Raw genomic sequence first — 20,123 nt, 5'->3', positions numbered from 1 at the left:
TCAACCGGTTGTTCTTTTAATTAAATCTTCCCATAATTCACGCATTTCAGGCCATTTGGCTGAAGGATCATCTTTACGGTAAATGATTCGCTCATACTGATCCGTCAGACGGCTCATTTCCTTTGATCCGAAAAACTCATCAATCTCTCTTGCGTATGATCTCAGCGTCTGGTTATCCGAACGTTTTAAACCGTACCTTCTAAGCTGCTTTAACAGCGCTGCGTAAGCATCCGGATATACATCATCCCCGCGTTTTGATTTGTAATAATAAATTAAAACGTAAGGCATCCAGCGGAATCTCAGACGGTAAATGATCACACCAGCGAGAATAAACGCTACACCGATCAGACCGGAGATAAAACGATTTTCTGACACAAATGTTTTAATGCCATCCCACATATTCCCGAACAGCGATCCATTTCCACCAGGGCCACCCCCGGCAGGTGTATCTTCCTCAAGTGGTGCAGGCGCTTCAGGCGTTTCCTGTTCCTGTGGCTCAGGTGTTTCAGGTGTTTCCGTTTCTGTATCCAGATCCAAATCGTAGTTCAGCGATACGTTATTTGAAAAACCGACTGTCGGCTCAAACGGTACCCATCCTACTTCCGGGAAAAATACTTCAACCCAGGAATGGGCATTGTTGTTTGTAATCTCATAACGCGTAAGTCCATCCTCATTACGGTTGATTTCCTCACCCTGCGTATAACCCTTTACCCAGCGTGCCGGAATATCCACTGAACGCAGCAGCACAACCATTGAGGTTGAAAAGTTATCACAGTATCCTCTTTGTGTTTCGAATAAAAACTGGTCAACATAATCCTGATCACCGGACGGAACCGGCACATCAAACTGATCATAGACGAAACCATTGCGTGAAAAATAATCCTCCACAGCACTTGCTTTATCGTACCAGTTGTCTTCACCCTCTGTGATTTCAACCGCCAGTTCACGAACGCGGTCAGGTAAATTCTCCGGAAGCTGTAGGTAACGCTGCAGATCGCCGGTTCTTTCATAATCCCCTAAACCGGTTGTATTCCTCATTGCCTGAAGACTGTAACGGGGTTCGCGAAACTCCCACTCATACTGTTCAAGCTCAACCTCTTCTTCACCCTGATACGAAACGATCTTTTCACTGATCGAATCAACCACCATCCGGTCAGCATCGGCTTCAAGCACCTGATCCGGCGCGTATGGATATACAAGGTGATTATAAGTAAGATCCACTTCAATCGAGGCTGTCACAGGCTCAGATTCCTCATCAATATCGGAAATGTTAAGCGGAATATCTTCCCCTACCGTAAATGCGGCACCACTTCCGTCAGATTCCTGAGACTGATCCCATCCTTTTCCGGTATAAAGATCTTTCGTTTCAATACGCCAATACTGCTCGTCATTTGTCACGACTTCAAAAACTTTCGTTTCATCGCCGACAAATGGACCGCCCAGTGAAGAATCATCCTCTCCGTAACCGAGCCTGTTTACTCCGGAACCACTCCCTGACCCTCCGGCAAATGATTGTAGAAAAGGAACCGGATCCGGCCATATTGGCTCTGACTTTGGAGCAGCATAAGCAATCACGGAGCTGAAGGCGACCATCAGCGCAAGTGGAATCAGCCACTTCTGATACTGCCCTGCAGACTGATGCAGCCGCTCCTGATCGGTTACACGCTGCAGCGTAAGCAGTCCCATCAACAGAAAACCAAATAAAATAATCCGGATAATGGCGTTGGTTCCATCATATGGACTGAACGTATCAAGAAGCGTTACATAAACGATTGTAAACAAATAAAATAAAAACAGCTGTTTTCTGACAGCAAGCCAGTAATGAAGTAAGTACGTGCTGAGCCATAACAAAATAAAGAATAATAGACTCCGGTACAAATCACTGACATTATTCCAGTCCTGCTGAACGGTTAATATGACACTTTCCCATACAGAGGCTAAGAACGCAGCCACCCACTCCCCTTCTCCAATAAAAGGAACAGTGAAATATAGCGTTTGTAACACAATCACGATATAAAGCAGCTTGATTAAGCCTGAAATTCGCCAATCAACCTCAAAGAAGTAAAGCAGCAGCGAAAGACCGGCAAAAATAATAAAGAAAGACAGGTTATCTGTATCCGTAATCTGGTCAATCGGACGCAGCCACTCCCATAACAGGAAGAAGCTGAGTACGTATAAAATCAACAGCGTAACCGTATTCCATCCAAAGTCGGTTCTCATGCATGCTTCACCTCCTTGAACACAGATGAAAACTGACGCTTATTCAGTTCTTTAACAATGATACCTTTTGAAGCTGCGAGTCCTTTCAGCTGTTGATCATCAGCGTTCAGCGTCACAGCCGGATGCCGCACAAGAAAAATCACGGCAGCCTGTCCATTTTTAGAAATGGCACTCACCTGATCAACCATTTCTCTCGATAGTCTCGAGGTCACAATCATAAGGGCTGAGGCACGAATTAACGAAGTCGCGTTTTCTTTCAGCACATCTGCAAATGAACCAGTATGATCCCCCTGCACCTTGGCAAGATAATAGTTCACCTGCTTCTGATGGGCTTCCCCACTTCTGACAGGAGCCTGCTGAACAGTACTTCCTTGTGAAAAGTAACCGACCTGTGCTCCTTTTTTCATAACTCCCCGGGCAATCGATGAGGTCAGCACGACCATATCTTCAAAAGCGGGAGTTGGCGTCCTGTCGAGCACAACCGATACGTCATGAGACTTACGCTCTTCAAATTCTTTCGTCTTCAGATCATTTGTCCGCGCAAAAGACTTCCAGTGAATCCAGGATACACGATCCCCTGTCTGATAATCTCTGACTCCGGTTGCCATCGTAGTATCCTGCTGGAACTTCACATTGGATGAGGAGACACCCTGATCAAACCTGGCCTGAATCGGCTGGTAATTAATATTGATATGAGCAGGATAAACAAGGATGGTTTCTTCGCACTCAAGATGTCTTGATTTCTGGATAATGCCGAGAAAGTCTCCCGTTTTCAGCTCGACACTTCTGAATGTATGCTCCCCACGTGGAAGATCCGGGATATCGTATTCCAAAATCAGCTTTCTTCTGAACCATGGATTAACCATTTTCTTCACCTGGCCGATTTCCTGCGTAGAAAAAACATCGGTCGATACATGCTCCTGAACAATCATATAAAACAAAGGAACGGGTACTTTGCGGGTCAGTTGAATCTGAACCGTCACATAAGATCCAGCCTTTAATTCCTTGGATTTGATCCTTCTGACAACTTTAAAGTCACCGAGCGGATACAGCATCAGAGTAAGCGAATAAAGACCGAATGGAAGGAAGCTGTAAAACAAAAACCAGCTGACAAATCCACCCTGAAACATGGCATACGAAAATGTTCCTGCCAGCAAAACGAGAAGCAGCAGCACCTTCCCAAATTCCTGCAGAAATGTCCAAATCGCTTTCATTATTTCGCCACTCTCTGAACAGGTACTCTTGTTCTAGCTACAATCCGTTCAATAACATCCTCCGGTTCAATTCCGTCATATTTCGCTTCTGATTTCAAAATCATTCTGTGTGAGAAAATGTATGGGATCAGGAACTGAATATCATCCGGAATCACGTAATCACGGCCATGAAGCATCGCATATGCCTGAGCTGCCTTCATTAAAGCGATGGATCCACGTGGACTTACCCCTAAATACACGTTCGGGTGCTCCCGTGTACTGCCTGCAAGATCCACAATGTATTGTTTAATCTTATCATCTACGACAATATTTTTTACTTCTTTCTGGAGAGCCTGAAGCTCCTCAAGCGTGATCACCGGCTCAAGATCTTCAATTGGCGGTGAATGCTGGATTCGATTTAATACCTCCAGCTCTTCTTTTGCATTTGGATAACCCATTTTCATTTTGAGGAGGAAACGGTCAAGCTGAGCTTCCGGCAGTGGGTAGGTTCCTTCATACTCAATCGGGTTCTGAGTCGCCATAACGAAAAACGGTCTCGCCAGCCTGTGCGTCACACCATCCACTGTCACACTGCCCTCTTCCATTCCTTCAAGCAGTGAGGATTGTGTTTTCGGTGAAGTACGGTTAATTTCATCCGCCAGAATAATATTTCCCATAATTGGACCCGGACGGAACTGGAAAGTAAGCTCTTTAGGATTATAAATGGATACACCAATTACATCTGAAGGAAGTAAATCCGGAGTAAACTGAATGCGGGTAAACTTTGCACCAACTGACTTTGCAAGCGCACGAACCATCATCGTTTTTCCGACACCCGGAACATCTTCAAGAAGAATATGCCCCTGCGCCAGAAGCGACACAATGCTTAATTCAGCAACCGTTCTTTTTCCAATCATGACCTTTTCAATGTTATGAAGAATCGTTTCTAATTTTTCATGGTACATACTGGTTCCCTCCCATTTTCAACTCGATCTATTTCTATTAAACTTGTGTAAAAAATGTATCAGTTGCAGCAACACTTTCACCTGTTGGCAAAAAGTCCTGTTTTTTGAAATATACACTCTATTTAGAATATAAGAAAAAACATAGTGTTACAACAGTAACTGTCTACCCGGTACGTTTTCAAACAGAAAAAAACCGGATTGAGTCGGTTTCCCTTTCTCAATCCGGTTTCTGAATACAGGAAGCGGTGAAAAAGGGATAGTCCCATTATAGACCAGCCTGACCCGAATTAACCGCTATTTCCAGAAATCATCAAAAATGGTGATCGCCATATGACGTTTATGCTGTGTTTTTAAGTAGTGCTGTTCAATCTTTTCCTTGGCTTCGGGTGATACTTCTTTACCCTCCAGATAATCGTCGATCTGATCATAGGTCACACCGAGCGCTTCCTCGTCTGCAAGCTGTGGACGGTCTTCCTCGAGGTCCGCTGTCGGTTTTTTCAGGTAAAGATGTTCAGGACAGCCAAGCTCTTTTAACAGCTGCTTACCCTGACGTTTATTCAGACGGAACAATGGCAGAATGTCAGCTCCGCCGTCACCGTGCTTCGTGTAAAAGCCGGTAACTGCTTCTGCCGGATGGTCCGTTCCAACCACTACACCATTTCTCATGGCAGCAATGGAGTACTGAACCTTCATTCTTTCACGTGCTTTTTCATTTCCCTTGGCAAAATCGCTGATGTCAACGCCAGCCTGTTTCAGCGATTCGACACTCTGATCAACAGCCGGCTTAATGTTCACGACCATCGTTTCTTTCGGGTTAATAAAACGGAGTGCATCCTGACAATCCGATTCATCTCCCTGCGTGCCATATGGTAAACGGACAGGAATGAAAGAATACTTTTCCTCTCCTGCTTCTTCATTCAGCTCGTCAACTGCCATTTGTGTCAGCTTTCCAGTCAAGGTAGAATCCTGACCGCCTGAAATACCAAGGACAAACGAGCGGATAAATGTGTGCTTGTGTGCATATTCCTTTAAAAAATCAATACTCTTACGAATTTCCTCTTTTGGATCGATCGCAGGTTTAACACCCATTTCTGCGACAACCTTTTGTTGCAGTGCTGACAAAAAAATCACCTCATTATTGATTGATGTGCGCATTTTTAACGGCCTGCTTGACCTCCTGAATGTTGCGCATCTTATTATCCCAGCACTTCTGACTGAGATCGACCGGATATTCTTCCGGATTCATTGAACGCTTATACTCATCCCACAGTAAATCGAGATTCTCCTGTAAATAGTGCTTAATGTTTTCCGGGGAAGGATTGTCATAACAAACCTCACCATTTTTAATGACGGTATGATGGAGATCCTTCGCTTCAAAATTCGTGACAAACTTCGTCACAAATGTATGAACCGGATGGAACATTTTCAGGTGGTCCTCTTCCTGAGGATTTTCACCTTCAAGGGTAATATAATCGCCCTCTGACTTATTGTTTACCCGGTTTATGATACGGTACACCCGTTTAAGCCCCGGGGTCGTTACTTTTTCAGCGTTACTTGAGATTTTAATCGTGTCGACCATATCACCGGACTCATTTTCAATCGACACCAGCTTGTACACTGCGCCTAAAGCCGGCTGATCGTATGCTGTGATCAGCTTTGTACCGATGCCCCAGATATCAACCACTGCCCCCTGCGCCTTCAGGTTTAAAATCGTGTACTCATCAAGGTCGTTGGAGGCAATGATTTTAGCGTCTTCAAAGCCAGCTGCATCAAGCATTTTCCTCGTTTCTTTTGATAAATACGCAATATCCCCGCTGTCGAGACGGACACCGACAAAGTTAATCGCATCCCCCATCTCCTTTGCCACTGCAATGGCGGCAGGTACACCTGACTTCAGCGTATTGTAAGTATCAACTAAAAACACACAGTCGCTATGCGTCTCCGCGTATTTTTTAAAAGCCGTATATTCATCTCTATATGCCTGAATCATGGCGTGGGAATGCGTACCGGCTACCGGAAGACCGAACATCTTACCTGCACGGACATTACTCGTCGCAGCAAAGCCGCCGATATAGGCAGCACGCGTCCCCCACACTGCAGCATCAAGCTCGTGTGCCCGGCGCGTCCCAAACTCCATCAGGGTTTCATTCCCGACTACCTGTTTAATCCGCGATGCTTTGGTGGCGATCAGCGTCTGGTAGTTCACGATATTCAAAAGCGCTGTCTCGACAAGCTGCGCCTCAATCAACGGCGCTTCCACCCGCATAATCGGCTCATTGCCAAAAACGAGCTCCCCTTCTTTCATAGACCGAACCGTTCCGGTAAAACGGATTTCGCGAAGAAACGCAACAAAGTCTTCTTCGTAACCGACCTCTTCCTTCAAATACTGGAGGTCAGTCTCACTGAACCGGAAATCCTTTAAATAATCCAGTGCACGTTCAAGACCGGCAAAAACACCATATCCGTTTCCAAACGGTAATGTACGGAAAAACAGCTCAAACACTGCCTGCCGCTCATGCATCCCGTCCTCCCAATACGTTTTTGCCATATTAATCTGATACAGATCAGTGTGCAGCATCAGACTGTCATCCGTGTACGAATCCCTCATATCCATTAGCTCCTTATGCCTTACTGTACTGTCGCCCCAATCGATGAAGCAAAATGTTCAAGTGCCCATTCATGACCAGCCTGATTAAAACTGGCAACCGCTTGTTTATGAACCGTTACGTGAAAGCCTTTATTATAAGCGTCAACCGCCGTATGCAACACACAAATATCGGTGCATACCCCAACGAGATGAAGCTCCGTAATTCCACGCTCTCTCAGCAGCTGTTCCAAATTTGTACCGGCGAAAGCACTGTAACGCGTTTTATCTATATATATCACATTTTCATCATCTTGAATCATATCATACAATGACTGCAGTGACCCATACAGATCCCTGCCCTTTGTGCCACGGATATTATGTGGCGGAAAAAGCTTTGTCTCCGGGTGGTGAGGGTCATTTTCATCGTGCAGATCGATTGCAAAAACAACAAGATCCTGACGCTCATGAAACTCTCTCGTCAGGCTGACAATCTTATCTTCAATCTCCTGTCCCGGCTTCCCGCAGGTCAGCGCACCATTGTCTGCTACAAAATCAATCGTATAGTCAACATTAATCAATGCTCTTTTAGTCATCATGCCATCTCCTTTTAATATGTATTCGTATTGTTGGTATGCTCAATTATTCACTTATTATTTTAGCTTTACTTGTGTAAAGACACAAGAAGCGAGGGTTGGGGATAGGTTGATTAGGAGATATGGTTTTGAAGGAAACCTGGCTTGCTTGAATGAGGGTTGTGGTTTTGATGGAAATAAATTTTGAAACAAAGGAATCAGTGTGCGGGAATGATTGAATCAGTGAAGGCAGTGAAGGAAAAGTGGAGACCGGGAGCCGCAGTGATGGAATTATTTTTTCAAAAGCACGAATCAAACCCCAGAAAGAGGGAATTAATTTTTCAAAAGCCTGAATAACTCACCCGAATGAAGAAATCCTCCAGGGAGCCACTCAGCCAGCCCCCGTCACCCAACCCCCTATTTGCCGCGAAAAACAACCGCCTTCACCATCAAGCCCTACTCCGCGTCAAACAATCTCCAACAAAACAAAAAACCGGAAACGCACAAAGCGTATTCCGGTCCTATTTAATTAAATGAGCACTAATCCAAGCCCAATCACGATCCCGCTTACAAACAGAACGATTAAACAAAAGCCCATGATATCCTTGGCTTTCAGTCCTGCAATGGCCAGAGCCGGCAGTGCCCAGAATGGCTGAATCATGTTTGTCCAGGCATCTCCCCATGCGACTGCCATCGCCACTTTCGCTGTACTCGCATCGAGAGCAATTGCGGCGTCCATCATGATCGGTCCCTGTACAGCCCACTGGCCTCCGCCTGATGGAACGAAGAAGTTCACAATGCCTGCGCTTAAGAAAGCAAACAGTGGGAAAGTTACATCTGTTGAAATGCTGACAAACATATCAGACATCATTAAGGTCAGCCCTGATGCTGTCATCATCCCCATGATCCCAGCGTAAAAAGGGAACTGAATAATGATGCCTCCTGCTCCTTTTACCGCATTTTGCACGGCATTTAAATAGCGGCGCGGTGTGCCGTGGAATAAAATCCCTAGGAACAGAAACAGGAAATTAACCAAATCAAGATTCAGCGCGAATCCGTTCTGAACGAAATAATAAGCCAGAAAAGCGATCCCAAGTACACCGATGACCATTGATAAAATCCAGCTGTTTTCAAGCTTTTCTGCAGGTGTTAGTGGTTCAGCGATCGACACAGCAACCTCATCCTCTTCCAATACAGCAGGGTCAACGGTGACAGTATCTTCTTTTGCCGGCATCATCAGACGGTTAAGCAGTGGCAAAATCACGATGAGTGCAAGAATAATTATCAGGTTGTAACCTGCAAAAATCGTTTCACTCGTTGGAATAATCCCAATCGTATCAACTAACGGATGCCCCTCTGTTGCAATGGATAACGGAGTAGAACCTGAAAAACCTGCGTGCCAAATCAGGAAGCCTGAATAAGCACTGGCTATCAAAAGGCGGTAATCAACCCCCTGCACTCTTTTCGCCAGTTCTTTGGCGAAAAGCGCGCCAATGACAAGTCCAAATCCCCAGTTAATCCAGCTGGCAGCAAGTGAAATAAGCGTTACCCAGATGATTGCACTGCCTGGTGATTTTGCCACTGATGCCAGGGAACCAAGCCCCTTTTTAAAAATCGGACTGCTTGCTAATACAAATCCGGTTACGAGAACCAGAACCATCTGCATGGAAAATGCTAAAAGTGCCCAAAAGCCTTCTCCCCAGAAGGCAACCATTTCTACAGGTGTTGAACCGGTTAATCCGATCCCGAGCGCAAACACAACAAGTGTCAGGATCACGACAAATAGAAATGGATCCGGCAGCCAACGCTCCATTAATGAATTGGAAAAACGAATCACTCTTTTCATGCTGATTTTCTCCCCTTTGTTCAGTTTTCAATTTCTCCACAGCTGACACTATTCGACACTCTATATGAAAACCCTTTCATTTTTAAGGAAAAGTTTGAAATCAGCTTCTATATAGATCAATCTAAGAAAGCTGCTCCCTTGTTTAATGGGGATTGCTTTTAATGTTTTGCGGATGAAGGAGCAGAGGTTCGCTGGATTTTGTGTAAGGTTCGTAAAATAGATTACGTCTTTCACAAGATAGTGGTCCGCGTTCGCAGGATATGAGACCTGTTTCGCAAGATTTTATTACTGGTTCGCAGAATCGTGACCATTTACTCATTTCTCGTCTCCGATTAATTTAGCGTGTTACATTTCCTGAAACTCCCTCTGCGAATATTTCTCTTTCTGAAGGGTCATACTGAAAGGCAGATTAAGGAATTGAAAGGTGATGGATAATATGGAGAAACGACCAGCATATTCCTCTTCCTACTGGCTGGAGGAAGAAAATCAGGCAGGATCATTTCAACCTGTACAGGAAGATATGGAAACTGAGATTGTCATTGCAGGAGGTGGATTGACCGGTATTACTACAGGTTATTTACTTGCCAAAAAAGGACATAAAGTAGTTATTCTTGAAGCACGTGAATTATTCAGTGGCACTACCGGTTATACAACTGCTAAAGTCACCGCTCAGCATGGACTCATTTATGATGAGCTGATTTCACATATTGGATTAGAAGGCGCACGTCAGTTTTATGAAGCCTCTAATCAGGCATTAAATTTCATCAGTACTTACTGCAGTAGTCAATCGGAAAAATATGATTTTTCATTTCAGGGTGCTTCTGTTTTTGCGACAAGTGATGATGAGCAAAGACAGGTCGAAGCGGAGCAGAAAGCCTATGAGAAACTGGATATTCCGTTTGAAACTGTCAGCGGCCTCTCTTTTGATGCCACCGCCAAAACGGTTTTAACGATGAAGCAGCAGGCTCAATTTCATCCGATCAAATATTTACAGGCCCTGTTAGAAGAGTTTGTTCAAATGGGTGGACAGGTATTCGAACACTCTCCTGCCGTCAGCGTCGAGGAAGGAAGTCAGATGAAGGTTGTGACGGCAACCGGAAGGAAGATCACGTGTCAAAAGCTTGTTGTGGGATCCCACTTCCCTTTTATTGATAAAAAAGGTGCTTATTTCGCGCGTCTTCAGCCACAACGGTCCTATCTGATTGCGATTGAGCCTCAAAATGAATTCGAAGGTGGCATGTACATTTCTGCAGGCAATCCCGTCAGGTCTATCCGCCAGGCTGCAGGTCAAGAGTCATCGATCCTACTCATTGGTGGTGAAGGCCATGTTACCGGCCGTGAATCCAATACACTCTCAAGCTACCTGGCACTTGAAGCTTATGCTGACGAAGCTTTCGGCATTAAAAGGTATGTCAACAGATGGTCTGCACAGGATCTTGTGACGCTCGACAAGGTTCCATATATCGGTCCAATCAATCAAAGCTCTCCAAACATTTTCGTTGCCACAGGCTACCGTAAATGGGGAATGACAAACGGAACCGCAGCTGCGCTATTACTGTCGGACTTGATTGAGGAAAAGGATAACCCTTATACAGACCTGTTTACACCTTCGAGATTCAAGGCAGACCCGTCTATCAAACACGCTTTCACTTCAAACATTGAAGTTGCGGGTGAATTAATTAAAGGAAAGCTGGAACCGGCAGATAAAACAATTGATGAGCTAGAACATGACGAAGGGGCTATTGTTCAGGTAAACGGACAGAAAACCGGCGTGTACAAGGATCCTCAAGGGCACTTTCATGCCGTGGATCCGACTTGTACGCACATGGGATGTGAGTGTAACTGGAACGATGGGGAGCGCACATGGGACTGTCCATGTCACGGTTCAAGATTTTCTTATACTGGAGAAGTCATTGAAGGACCTGCTTTTATGTCCTTAGAAAGCATTACCATTGATCAAACAGAGTAAATCAGAACGGCCTGCACATAATACTGACTGACTTCACAAAGTCAATATTGTTTTAGGGGGATCATTAATGGGAATTTTGAGCGGATCACCAAAGGATGAACCAATGCACTACGGGGAAGTTTATGGCGTCTGGACTGCGTTATTGACGGCAAACGGCAATGTCGCTGCTTATCAAACCATGCGTAATCACGCAGGAGACCGGGATCTTCAGGAACTTCTGGAGGAAGCGATCAAATTAGGCGAACGGGAAAGCCGCCAGCTTGAGGAGCTGCTTATTGAGAACCAGATTCAGGTTCCTCCTGCACCGCCTGCCCGGGCAAAGGCGAACCTCGATCAGATTCCGGCTGGCGCACGTTTTCAGGACCCTGAAATTGCTGCATCTCTCACAATGAGCACAGGAGCCGGCATTACGGCTGCCAGCCAAATGATCACCCAGTGTGTACGTGAGGACATCGGACTGTTGTTCGAACAGTTCCACACACAAAAAGTAGCATTTGCAGCGAAAAACCTGCGAAACAGCAAAGAAAAAGGCTGGCTGATCCCCCCTCCACTTTATCAGGTAAGAGAAGTGGAATATCAGCGCTAATAGCCGAATAAAGAGCCTGAACAACAAGCTTTTGTGCGTTGTTCAGGCTCTTTTACTATTTTGAAAGCTGTGTTGCCTCAATATAAACGCAAACAGATCGGATCATTTCAAACGATTCAACTTTTCCCTATCGAAAAACCTTCAAACAATAATCCTCCGTGAAGCTGGAGACTTTCTTCCACAAGCCTCTTTACTCCGGCTTTATGCCCATTCGTATACAACTGATCGAATGCTTCAGTGAATGTCTCTGCATAATCAGGATCGAAACGCTTAAGTTCACGAATCATCCATTTAGAAGACCCTATCCATCTGTTGTTCACTCTCAGCATAAATTCCTGTAAGAGGATCGAAAGCTCAGCTGAGATCATAATATCTTCCCCTCGATCATTTGAACCCATCAGATCATCCAGCAGATCAGTGATCATATATCTTTTAAGTTTGATAGTCGAGTCACTCCACGGTGCAGGACCCTTCTTTAGAATCATATCCGCTTCCTGTCTGATCTGATCCAGCTCATCACTTCCCTTTAAAACGATGCCATGAGCAACCATATGCGGCATGGAAGGTTTTCCATGTTTACAGTCGTCCTTAAAAAAGAAAGAATAGGAGGTTAAGTTATGTACGAACACTTCAATTGGCCAATCATATTCAATTAAAGATTCCCGGTAGGACTGTTTGATTTTCGGATCAAACACCACAATATCAAGATCAGACGTTGAAGTCGATTCCCCTCTCGAAACGCTTCCTGCTAACACAGCCGCATTACAATGAGGAAAATACTGATTAACAAATTCTCCTGCCGCCTGAATTGGATCTAACCTATCCATCATAAAACACCCTCTACTTTTCTATTATTTCCCCGGAAATAAATGTACATTTCCAGATGGAAGTTTGATATGATGATCCACTAATGACCTCTCTTGTAAATATATTGTATCAACCATTCATACTGGATACACGAAATATTTTGAAAGGACTGATTATATGAGAAACCGTGGCTCTGTTATGTTGATTCATCAAAACAAGGTAGCATTAATTAAACGGGTTCGGGCAGGTCAGACCTATTATGTTTTTCCCGGAGGTGGAATTGAACCACACGAAACGCCTCAGGAAGCAGCAAAGCGGGAAGCTTTTGAAGAGCTTGGGGTCGAAGTGGAAATTGGGGAGCTTTTTACTACTATTGCCTACAATGGAAAACAGTATTTTTACCTTGCACGTATGATCAGCGGTGTTTTTGGTTCAGGGAAGGGGGAAGAATTCAAGCAGCATAATCGGGGTTCCTATGAGCCAGTCTGGTTGAAGATCAGTGAATTACCTCAATACAATCTGTTACCGGAAGAAGTAGCGCAAAAACTATATCAACTGGAGGCATCCATATGTTCGATCAGCACGGATACGAAATCAAATTAGAGTGGGGAAGGCGGGGAGCACGTGAAGCGGCTGAAAGAGGCGATATCATCATTATTGTTGATGTATTAAGTTTTTCATCCACCGTCACAGCTGCCATGAATGTACAGGCAACGATTTTCCCCTTTCCTCCATCAGAGGACGGCAGGCTTTACGCAAAAGAAAAAGACGCAGAGTACATTTTAGGAAGAGCTGAGGCAGCTAAACGCGGACTGCCTACCCTCTCTCCTGTTACATTTGGCAGCGAACACGCTAATAAGCGATTTGTCCTCTCCTCTTTAAACGGAGCTTACTGCACATGGCTCGCTTCAGACGTTGCGGCACTGCTGATCGGATCACTCAGAAATGCTTCAGCCGTTGCAAAAGCCGCCAATGAGCTCCAATTGAAATCAGGAAAAGACATCACCCTCGTACCCTGTGGCGAACAGTGGAATGAGCCAATGGAGCACGAGGATTCATTACGTCCTTCGATTGAGGATTACCTTGGTGCCGGTGCAATCTTGTCCGAACTCACTGGATGCATCTCTCCTGAAGCCACTCTATGTAAATTGGCTTTCGAACAATCTAAAGACCAGCTAAGTTATCTGATTTACGATTGCGGGAGTGGCCGGGAACTGCGTGAGCGCGGCTTTGAGGCGGACGTGCACTTCTGCAGTCAACTGAACAAAGACAATGTTGTGCCTATATTGAATAAGGATCATTTTATAAAGTATTAATCCTGCCTGAATGCATCCTGACAGTAGCGCCGGAAATGTTCATCCTTTAAAATCGCTTTTTGAAATTCATTGAGAGATTTTGAGAGTCTCACCTGATCAAGCAGCATCAGCTGATCAGTAAAAAACGACGCTTCTGTCCGGTTTCCATCTAAATCGGTTGCATACATGGAGAATGTCAGCACCATGGCTGTCGATCCACCTTTTTTGCCGGCATGCTTCAGCCATTTCCGATTCTCCGGACTGCTCATCAGCGGCTCAAGCAATGGATCCAGATGCTCATGAATCCCCTGACTGAAAAATGTTTTGTCATTGAGCTTTTTCATAAAATCGGCATAGCTTTTTGCATTTGACCGCGGCAGGCGATCAGACCAGATTTTCTGAACATCCATAATCAGGCTTTTGACCAGCTCAAGCTTTTTATCTTTTGGCAAAGGCTTTTCCAGCCACTGATTCATAACCTCAACAGCTTTCGAACGATATTCATCCATCGACATATCGCGGACCTTTGCAATGGCACCTGTCAGCGTAATATTTTGTTCCTCCATCAGTACGTAGGGAATCGCAAGCGCTGGAACAAATGGATAAATATCTTCATGGTCTGTAATCCCCATTTCAGCAGGAATGGCATTCACCCGCTCCAATCCTAAACGATGTAAAAGATAATCCGTATTCGCATTCGAACTGTAATGCATCATCCCTTCTGCAACCTGAGCCAGCGTCACAGGGTCCTGGTTGTGGATTTCTGACAGCCATGCTTCATGTGCCCCTCCGTCTGTTTTGCGGATAAAAAAGGAGTTGAGCGTTGACAGTGAAATCCTTTCAGTCGGATCAATTTCACCGGAGGCCGCCTGCTTTGCATAGGCAACAGCAATGATCATCTTTGCTGTGCTGGCAAGAGGCAGCATCTTTTCCTCCTGATACGAGACGACCGTTTCATGATTTCTTACTATCTTTATAGCTGTGAACTCCTTATTGTTCTTAATAAAATCAACAAGTGCTTTTGGTGACAGTCCACGTGTTTTCATCATCAGAAATATAACACCAAACGCGATAAATGCAACGAGCAACACAGCCCCTATCGAGACCCAATTCATTTAAAAACACTTCCTTCATAAGAATCTTGGCCAAATAGCTAAAAAATCCGTCAATGCAACTCGACGGATTTTTACACATACAAACATTATATAATCTGCTTTCCCATTTGACCAATCGCGTAATGAATCCCGTGCTGTAAAGTTTGGAAACAGTCAAATCGGGTAAGATTCACTCCGGCTTGCGTAATTTCAACTGCAAGACTGGCGGACAGTCCTACAAGAATGGTTTTAGAGCCGATTAAATCTGCAGCTGAGCCTATTTTTTCGAGCAGACTTGTGGTGAGCTGATCTACACTTCCATCAAGACCTGTCAAATCAAGAATCAAATAATCAGCTTTATATTTCGGAAGTTTATTTAACGTGCTGTAAACCAATTCCTCAGACCTTTCTTCATCGTACCTCCCTAATAAAGGGACGACGACAATACCATCCAAAACCGGAATGACAGGAGATGAGATCTGTTTAATTACTTCTCTTAAGTCTCGGGTTTTTTCTTCAACCATTTGCTCCAATTCGTGTATTCTGGCTGATTCCTTCGCTCTTGATAACTGGTGAATGTTCTTCCCTACCGTTGTGCCGGAAGGAAAATAATTAACAACCATGTGATCATGACCGTGTAACTGATCCTCTTTAATCTCAAACCAGATATTTTCATCCAGCAGCCTTGAAAACACACCTGCATAGTGCGCAGCAAGAAAAGGGCCTGTCGAGCGCTTTCCCTGCGAATGATTAATCCTGTATTCCCAGCTATTTTTAATATGGATGGAAAAAGTCTTCTTCTCTTCATTAAGGTCCACAACCTTCGCCAATCCCCAGCCTACTGCAGCATATGTATCCGTAATTTTATGAGCCGCCTCTGTAGCAGTGAGTCCATCAAAATAATCTCCCACTACGGTTCCCTGACGAAAACCAGCTACCTCAAAAACCAGATGGGACGCTTCCTGGCCGGAAATTTCTTCGATAGTATCGAAAAACTCCTTCATCGCATTGCGAACCCAGAAAACGATCCCTTCCTGACCTTCAAAATGGAAGATTCCTTTTTGCATATCCCAACCAAACTTATTTCCTTTTACATCCAGCTCCGAATCGTACCCTGTCATGTTATTCACCTTTTCATTGTGACTTAAATTCACATTTCCCTCCTAACATAACAAAAAACCAGATGAAAAGATCTATTTTTGTAAAATAAAGATGATCAGGCCTGTTCTATTACTTCCTGGTATTCGTCCCAGACAAGCTCTTGCTGATGTCGAATCTGATCACGCTGCTTTTGGAGATTACCAATGGCTCTGGTGATTTTAGCTTTTGTATCCTTCACTTTACTGATTGACTCATTAATCCGGTTATGAATCGTCCATTCTGAGAAAATATCATCGAGAAAATAGTCTGCAAATGTAATAAACGATCCTCTTTCCACGTCCAAAGATTCAATCGATGCGTCTTTAACATCTGTTAACTCAGCCTCAAAGCGACGAAGGTTCAGCTGAGCCTGATGAAGGGCATTTTTCGATTGATCCAGATCATTATGCTTCATGGCAGTGACAATCATTCCACCGCCAAGAAATGTATCCCACGTAGACATACCATGGGCAGAATTCAGTTTGCTCAACGCAAAATCCAATGATGATTCCGCAGCATGACCCGCCTGGATCGCTTCTTCAATCTCATCAAGAAGCGCACCAAGGTCTGCATATTGATTTAAATGCAGATCAATTTCCCTCGCTTCTGCAAAATCATTCAGCTTAATCCATCGCTCTTTTTCTTTTAAAAATGCTTCCCAATCAGATTCTGCTGATTCATATAATCTGAGTTTTTCTTCAATCCCGGCCAGATCACTTTTTAAATCTTCCAGCATCTGCTCATGCTCATTCAGCTTTAATTCAGCCTTAGCCGCTTCATCATACTCTTTTTCACGAAGCTCTTCGTGAGTACCACTCCACTTACGCACGACGTTCACTAAAGAAAAGCGATCCATTTTATGCAGATCAAGCTGCTCCTTAGTCAGGCTTTTTTCAAGCTCTGTTTTTTTCTCCTCATGCTCCCTGACCTGCTTTTCAACCGTCAGGAAACGCTTTTCAAGCTTGCCTTTTTCATCAACTCTTTTTCTGAGCTCAATCTGTTTTTTGTCCATATTTGTTTTCAACATAATCTCCTCCGTCATCAGTGTAGTAATGATACGGATTAAAATGGAAGAAGTTTCTGATTTAATGGAAATATTCTAACTTCTCACAGCTGACTTTGATATACTGAAATTACCATCTGAAAGGAGGACGTCTGATGGAACGTTCCAAACTTATTCAGACAAGCTGGATCATATACGGTACTGCGCTTTTTATCGGGTTGATTTTTGTTGGTTTTATCTTTGTGGAGGCAGCAGACACAGAAGCAGGTTCAGATGGTGATCAATCATATTTCGCGTTTTCAGCAGAAGAAATCAGCCTGTATGCAGGAATCTCACTCTTCTCTATCGCATTGCTTATGATCCTGTGGAACAGAATGAAACCTCCATACCATGTGGCTGCCTTAACTTTTGTTACTTCCCTTTTCCTTCATAACCTGATTCTTTCCGTTACTGTGGGGTGGGTTGGATTAGGAGCCATGATCGTGCTGATGTTCGGTACGCTTCTGACTGCGGTGATGATCGTGTATATATTTATGGCTAACCGGAGGCTGAAAAAACAACTAATTGTTGAGGGGTGATTGGATGTACTGGGAAACAATGCCTGAATGGTTCTGGATTGCTCACTATTCTTTTTTTCTCGTAACCCTTGGTACCGCTGTCTTTAGCTTATTTAAACGACAAAGGATCAAGCTGGCAGTCTTCACGATGATTGTTCTTGTGTTATTGCCTGTCGTCGGGTTCTTTTTCAGTGCTTCTCCTTCAAGGGCATTAACACAAACCGAATACAGATTTTTATTCACTCAGATTCAGGAAGGCTCAGTAACAGCCATCTTAATTACCCTTGGTTATCTGTATTTATTGTTCTGGTTAATCAGCTTTTTCATTAAAAGTGCGCCTGCTTTTATTGGCAGGACGAATGGTGAACTGAATAAATAATAAAACCTCAGCCGGCAGCTGAGGTTTTTAATGTTTTTACATTTTCAGAACTGTATCTGATCATTCCGTCTTTAATGAAATAGGATAGTCATAGCGCCGGGACCATCCGCAGACTCCTGTGGCGGAAAGGGACAGGTGAAACCATTGTGCGAAGCGCAAGGGGTTCACCGCCCGGCCACGGAAAGCGTAGGATGGTTCCGGCGCGGTTTTTTATTCCATCAAGTAAAATAAAGCAAATAAATCACAAAGGCCAACACAATCCGGTAAATCGCAAACGGAATCAAGCGGATCCGGTTAATCAGCTTCAGGAAAAATTTAATCGACACAAGCGCAAACACAAATGCACTCACAAAACCAACCGCAAAAAACGGCAGCATATCCAGCGTAAAGTACTCCCATTTACTAAGCAGCGAAATACCGCTGGCCCCCATCATAATAGGCACTGCCATAATAAACGTGAAGTCAGCAGCCGCCCGGTGGCTCAGCCCAAGCAGAACGCCTCCTGAAATCGTAGAGCCGGACCTTGAAAACCCAGGCCAAAGTGATAAACATTGAATCAATCCGATCGACAGCGCCTGCTTATATGTAATTTTATCAACCGTTTCAACCTTCGCTTTTTTGCCGCTGAAAAGATCCGCAGCAATCATCAAGAAGGCCCCAACAACAAGTCCGATCAGCACCGTTTCAAGCGAAAACAGATTTTCATCAATATAATCTTCAAACAAAAGACCAAGCACACCAGCCGGGAACAGCCCTACAATGACATGCGTCAGACGAAGCTTTCCAGTCTCTCCCCTCGTCTCTTTATTCAATCCCAACAGATCAATAAACCGCTGCTTGAAGATCACAACAACTGCTAAAATCGACCCCAGTTGAATGACGACTTTAAAGGTATTGGCGACTGGACTTCCCAGAAACTCTGAGGATTTCAACCATAGGTCATCGACAACAATCATATGCCCCGTTGAAGAAACCGGAGCAAATTCAGTTAACCCTTCCACTAAACCGAGCAAAAATGCAACAAACAGCTCCCACACACTCATTTATTTAATCTCCTTTAAATTCAGTGAATTGATGATAAGATGTAAAGAAGAAAATCATACTTTATTTTCTATGGATAAAACAGATAAAATAGACCTTAATTTGTGTCCACTATTTTACATTTATACTGGAGGCTGAACATGAACATTTTATGGGATTTTGACGGAACCCTGTTTGATACATACCCTGCTTACGCTAAACAATTACATCACGTACTGAATGGTAAGGCATCTCAGGACGAAGCCTATGCTCAATTAAAAATTTCAGCTTCCCACGCTTTAAACTTTTTTGACCTTTCTGAAGAACAATGCAATATGTACGATGACTTAGTAAAACAGATTTCTCCGGATGAGATGCTGCCTTTTGAGGGTGTGGAAGCTGTCTTGAAATCTGCTGATAAAAACGTCATTATGACACACAAAGATAAGAAGGGTGCGTTTGAGGTTCTTCAACATCATGGTTTTATGGACTACTTTACAGAAATCGTTACGATCGACCATGGCTTTCCGCGCAAACCGGATCCCGCTTCTTATCAGTACCTTCACGAAAGACATCATATTGACTTGGCAATCGGAGACCGTGAACTGGATATCATTCCGGCAAAAAAGCTCGGCATTGCAACATGTCTGTTTCAAAATGACAGCAAACTGGCAGACTTCCATCTTGAAAACTATCACGACTTTTTCCGTGTATTTAAAAATGGACTTCCCAAGTGAGAAGTACATTTTTTAGTAAATTAGATCAAGAGCTCAGGAGCCATAATCAGCTATTAACAGATTCTCTGATACTTTCAACATAACTTGCCGTGCTAACGACATTAATCAGCGGTCTTTCCACGATAATGACTTGGCTAGCGACCGATTGACCCA

Annotated in this window: 19 protein-coding genes; 7 read left to right on the top strand and 12 right to left on the bottom strand. The window is 44.1% G+C overall.

The window, feature by feature from the left end; translation table 11 throughout:
• The 7 genes from H7968_RS16080 to H7968_RS16050 all read right to left on the bottom strand — a co-directional run bounded on the left by H7968_RS16080 (window position 1) and on the right by H7968_RS16050 (window position 9,383).
• Window positions 1–2,220, bottom strand: coding sequence for a DUF4129 domain-containing transglutaminase family protein (locus tag H7968_RS16080; protein ID WP_227397099.1), 2,220 nt, complete (start codon window positions 2,218–2,220; stop codon window positions 1–3).
• Window positions 2,217–3,434: a DUF58 domain-containing protein gene (locus H7968_RS16075; protein ID WP_227397098.1), complete on the bottom strand. Its 1,218-nt coding sequence runs from the start codon at window positions 3,432–3,434 to the stop codon at window positions 2,217–2,219. The genes H7968_RS16080 and H7968_RS16075 overlap by 4 nt, the downstream gene beginning before the upstream one ends.
• Window positions 3,434–4,378, bottom strand: a complete 945-nt coding sequence (locus H7968_RS16070) for an AAA family ATPase (RefSeq protein WP_227397097.1) — start codon at window positions 4,376–4,378, stop codon at window positions 3,434–3,436. Before H7968_RS16070 ends, H7968_RS16075 begins: the two co-directional genes overlap by 1 nt.
• Window positions 4,379–4,672: 294 nt before the next feature.
• Window positions 4,673–5,500: an ammonia-dependent NAD(+) synthetase gene (gene nadE, locus H7968_RS16065; RefSeq protein WP_319799511.1), complete on the bottom strand. Its 828-nt coding sequence runs from the start codon at window positions 5,498–5,500 to the stop codon at window positions 4,673–4,675.
• 13 nt (window positions 5,501–5,513) lie between these two features.
• The gene (locus H7968_RS16060) at window positions 5,514–6,986 is read right to left on the bottom strand and encodes a nicotinate phosphoribosyltransferase (RefSeq protein WP_227397095.1); all 1,473 of its coding nucleotides are present in this window, start codon (window positions 6,984–6,986) and stop codon (window positions 5,514–5,516) included.
• A 20-nt stretch (window positions 6,987–7,006) separates the two neighbouring features.
• The gene (locus H7968_RS16055) at window positions 7,007–7,558 is read right to left on the bottom strand and encodes a cysteine hydrolase family protein (protein WP_227397094.1); all 552 of its coding nucleotides are present in this window, start codon (window positions 7,556–7,558) and stop codon (window positions 7,007–7,009) included.
• A 508-nt stretch (window positions 7,559–8,066) separates the two neighbouring features.
• On the bottom strand, window positions 8,067–9,383 hold the full coding sequence (locus tag H7968_RS16050; RefSeq protein ID WP_227397093.1) for a short-chain fatty acid transporter: 1,317 nt from the start codon (window positions 9,381–9,383) through the stop codon (window positions 8,067–8,069).
• A gap of 436 nt (window positions 9,384–9,819) precedes the next feature.
• On the opposite strand from H7968_RS16050, the gene H7968_RS16045 reads away from it, so the two are divergent.
• Together H7968_RS16045 and H7968_RS16040 are read left to right on the top strand one after the other, a co-directional pair.
• Entirely contained in the window at window positions 9,820–11,352 is a 1,533-nt protein-coding gene (locus H7968_RS16045; RefSeq protein WP_227397092.1) for an FAD-dependent oxidoreductase, read from the top strand.
• Between the two features lie 67 nt (window positions 11,353–11,419).
• Window positions 11,420–11,938, top strand: coding sequence for a DUF3231 family protein (locus H7968_RS16040; protein WP_227397091.1), 519 nt, complete (start codon window positions 11,420–11,422; stop codon window positions 11,936–11,938).
• A gap of 116 nt (window positions 11,939–12,054) precedes the next feature.
• Here the strand turns inward: H7968_RS16040 and H7968_RS16035 are convergent, their stop codons facing one another.
• The gene (locus H7968_RS16035; RefSeq protein ID WP_227397090.1) at window positions 12,055–12,765 is read right to left on the bottom strand and encodes a nucleotidyltransferase domain-containing protein; all 711 of its coding nucleotides are present in this window, start codon (window positions 12,763–12,765) and stop codon (window positions 12,055–12,057) included.
• A gap of 157 nt (window positions 12,766–12,922) precedes the next feature.
• Here H7968_RS16035 and H7968_RS16030 point away from each other — a divergent pair, with 157 nt between their 5' ends.
• Both H7968_RS16030 and H7968_RS16025 read left to right on the top strand, forming a co-directional pair.
• Window positions 12,923–13,348, top strand: a complete 426-nt coding sequence (locus H7968_RS16030) for an NUDIX hydrolase (RefSeq protein ID WP_227397089.1) — start codon at window positions 12,923–12,925, stop codon at window positions 13,346–13,348.
• Window positions 13,315–14,061: a 2-phosphosulfolactate phosphatase gene (locus tag H7968_RS16025; protein ID WP_227397088.1), complete on the top strand. Its 747-nt coding sequence runs from the start codon at window positions 13,315–13,317 to the stop codon at window positions 14,059–14,061. Before H7968_RS16030 ends, H7968_RS16025 begins: the two co-directional genes overlap by 34 nt.
• Here the strand turns inward: H7968_RS16025 and H7968_RS16020 are convergent.
• The 3 genes from H7968_RS16020 to H7968_RS16010 form a co-directional block, all read right to left on the bottom strand.
• On the bottom strand, window positions 14,058–15,155 hold the full coding sequence (locus H7968_RS16020; protein WP_227397087.1) for a serine hydrolase: 1,098 nt from the start codon (window positions 15,153–15,155) through the stop codon (window positions 14,058–14,060). The genes H7968_RS16025 and H7968_RS16020 overlap by 4 nt on opposite strands.
• 86 nt (window positions 15,156–15,241) lie before the next feature.
• Window positions 15,242–16,255, bottom strand: a complete 1,014-nt coding sequence (locus H7968_RS16015; protein ID WP_227397107.1) for an STAS domain-containing protein — start codon at window positions 16,253–16,255, stop codon at window positions 15,242–15,244.
• A gap of 95 nt (window positions 16,256–16,350) precedes the next feature.
• Entirely contained in the window at window positions 16,351–17,298 is a 948-nt protein-coding gene (locus H7968_RS16010; RefSeq protein WP_227397086.1) for a hypothetical protein, read from the bottom strand.
• Window positions 17,299–17,432: 134 nt separating this feature from the next.
• On the opposite strand from H7968_RS16010, the gene H7968_RS16005 reads away from it, so the two are divergent.
• Together H7968_RS16005 and H7968_RS16000 are read left to right on the top strand one after the other, a co-directional pair.
• On the top strand, window positions 17,433–17,855 hold the full coding sequence (locus H7968_RS16005; RefSeq protein ID WP_227397085.1) for a hypothetical protein: 423 nt from the start codon (window positions 17,433–17,435) through the stop codon (window positions 17,853–17,855).
• A 4-nt stretch (window positions 17,856–17,859) separates the two neighbouring features.
• The gene (locus tag H7968_RS16000) at window positions 17,860–18,213 is read left to right on the top strand and encodes a hypothetical protein (RefSeq protein WP_227397084.1); all 354 of its coding nucleotides are present in this window, start codon (window positions 17,860–17,862) and stop codon (window positions 18,211–18,213) included.
• Window positions 18,214–18,431: 218 nt separating this feature from the next.
• Here the strand turns inward: H7968_RS16000 and H7968_RS15995 are convergent, their stop codons facing one another.
• Entirely contained in the window at window positions 18,432–19,256 is an 825-nt protein-coding gene (locus H7968_RS15995) for an undecaprenyl-diphosphate phosphatase (protein ID WP_227397083.1), read from the bottom strand.
• A gap of 138 nt (window positions 19,257–19,394) precedes the next feature.
• Here H7968_RS15995 and H7968_RS15990 point away from each other — a divergent pair, with 138 nt between their 5' ends.
• On the top strand, window positions 19,395–19,970 hold the full coding sequence (locus H7968_RS15990; RefSeq protein WP_227397082.1) for an HAD-IA family hydrolase: 576 nt from the start codon (window positions 19,395–19,397) through the stop codon (window positions 19,968–19,970).
• The last annotated feature ends 153 nt before the right edge of the window (window positions 19,971–20,123 follow it).

The sequence above is a fragment of the Jeotgalibacillus aurantiacus genome (assembly GCF_020595125.1).
Taxonomy (GTDB): Bacteria; Bacillota; Bacilli; order Bacillales; family Jeotgalibacillaceae; genus Jeotgalibacillus; species Jeotgalibacillus aurantiacus.
Note: the sequence above shows the minus strand (reverse complement) of the source record. Positions and strands in the feature narration are given on the sequence as shown.

Bases quoted from the DNA above. Each gene is read 5' to 3' on its own strand.
- H7968_RS16045 (WP_227397092.1), top strand. From the start codon at position 9,820: ATGGAGAAACGACCAGCATATTCCTCTTCCTACTGGCTGGAGGAAGAA.
- H7968_RS15990 (WP_227397082.1), top strand. From the start codon at position 19,395: ATGAACATTTTATGGGATTTTGACGGAACCCTGTTTGATACATACCCT.
- H7968_RS16025 (WP_227397088.1), top strand. From the start codon at position 13,315: ATGTTCGATCAGCACGGATACGAAATCAAATTAGAGTGGGGAAGGCGG.
- H7968_RS16015 (WP_227397107.1), bottom strand. From the start codon at position 16,255: ATGACAGGGTACGATTCGGAGCTGGATGTAAAAGGAAATAAGTTTGGT.
- H7968_RS16035 (WP_227397090.1), bottom strand. From the start codon at position 12,765: ATGGATAGGTTAGATCCAATTCAGGCGGCAGGAGAATTTGTTAATCAG.
- H7968_RS16020 (WP_227397087.1), bottom strand. From the start codon at position 15,155: ATGAATTGGGTCTCGATAGGGGCTGTGTTGCTCGTTGCATTTATCGCG.
- H7968_RS15995 (WP_227397083.1), bottom strand. From the start codon at position 19,256: ATGAGTGTGTGGGAGCTGTTTGTTGCATTTTTGCTCGGTTTAGTGGAA.
- H7968_RS16040 (WP_227397091.1), top strand. From the start codon at position 11,420: ATGGGAATTTTGAGCGGATCACCAAAGGATGAACCAATGCACTACGGG.
- H7968_RS16060 (WP_227397095.1), bottom strand. From the start codon at position 6,986: ATGAGGGATTCGTACACGGATGACAGTCTGATGCTGCACACTGATCTG.
- H7968_RS16000 (WP_227397084.1), top strand. From the start codon at position 17,860: ATGTACTGGGAAACAATGCCTGAATGGTTCTGGATTGCTCACTATTCT.
- H7968_RS16080 (WP_227397099.1), bottom strand. From the start codon at position 2,220: ATGAGAACCGACTTTGGATGGAATACGGTTACGCTGTTGATTTTATAC.
- H7968_RS16005 (WP_227397085.1), top strand. From the start codon at position 17,433: ATGGAACGTTCCAAACTTATTCAGACAAGCTGGATCATATACGGTACT.
- H7968_RS16050 (WP_227397093.1), bottom strand. From the start codon at position 9,383: ATGAAAAGAGTGATTCGTTTTTCCAATTCATTAATGGAGCGTTGGCTG.
- H7968_RS16075 (WP_227397098.1), bottom strand. From the start codon at position 3,434: ATGAAAGCGATTTGGACATTTCTGCAGGAATTTGGGAAGGTGCTGCTG.
- H7968_RS16055 (WP_227397094.1), bottom strand. From the start codon at position 7,558: ATGACTAAAAGAGCATTGATTAATGTTGACTATACGATTGATTTTGTA.
- H7968_RS16070 (WP_227397097.1), bottom strand. From the start codon at position 4,378: ATGTACCATGAAAAATTAGAAACGATTCTTCATAACATTGAAAAGGTC.
- H7968_RS16030 (WP_227397089.1), top strand. From the start codon at position 12,923: ATGAGAAACCGTGGCTCTGTTATGTTGATTCATCAAAACAAGGTAGCA.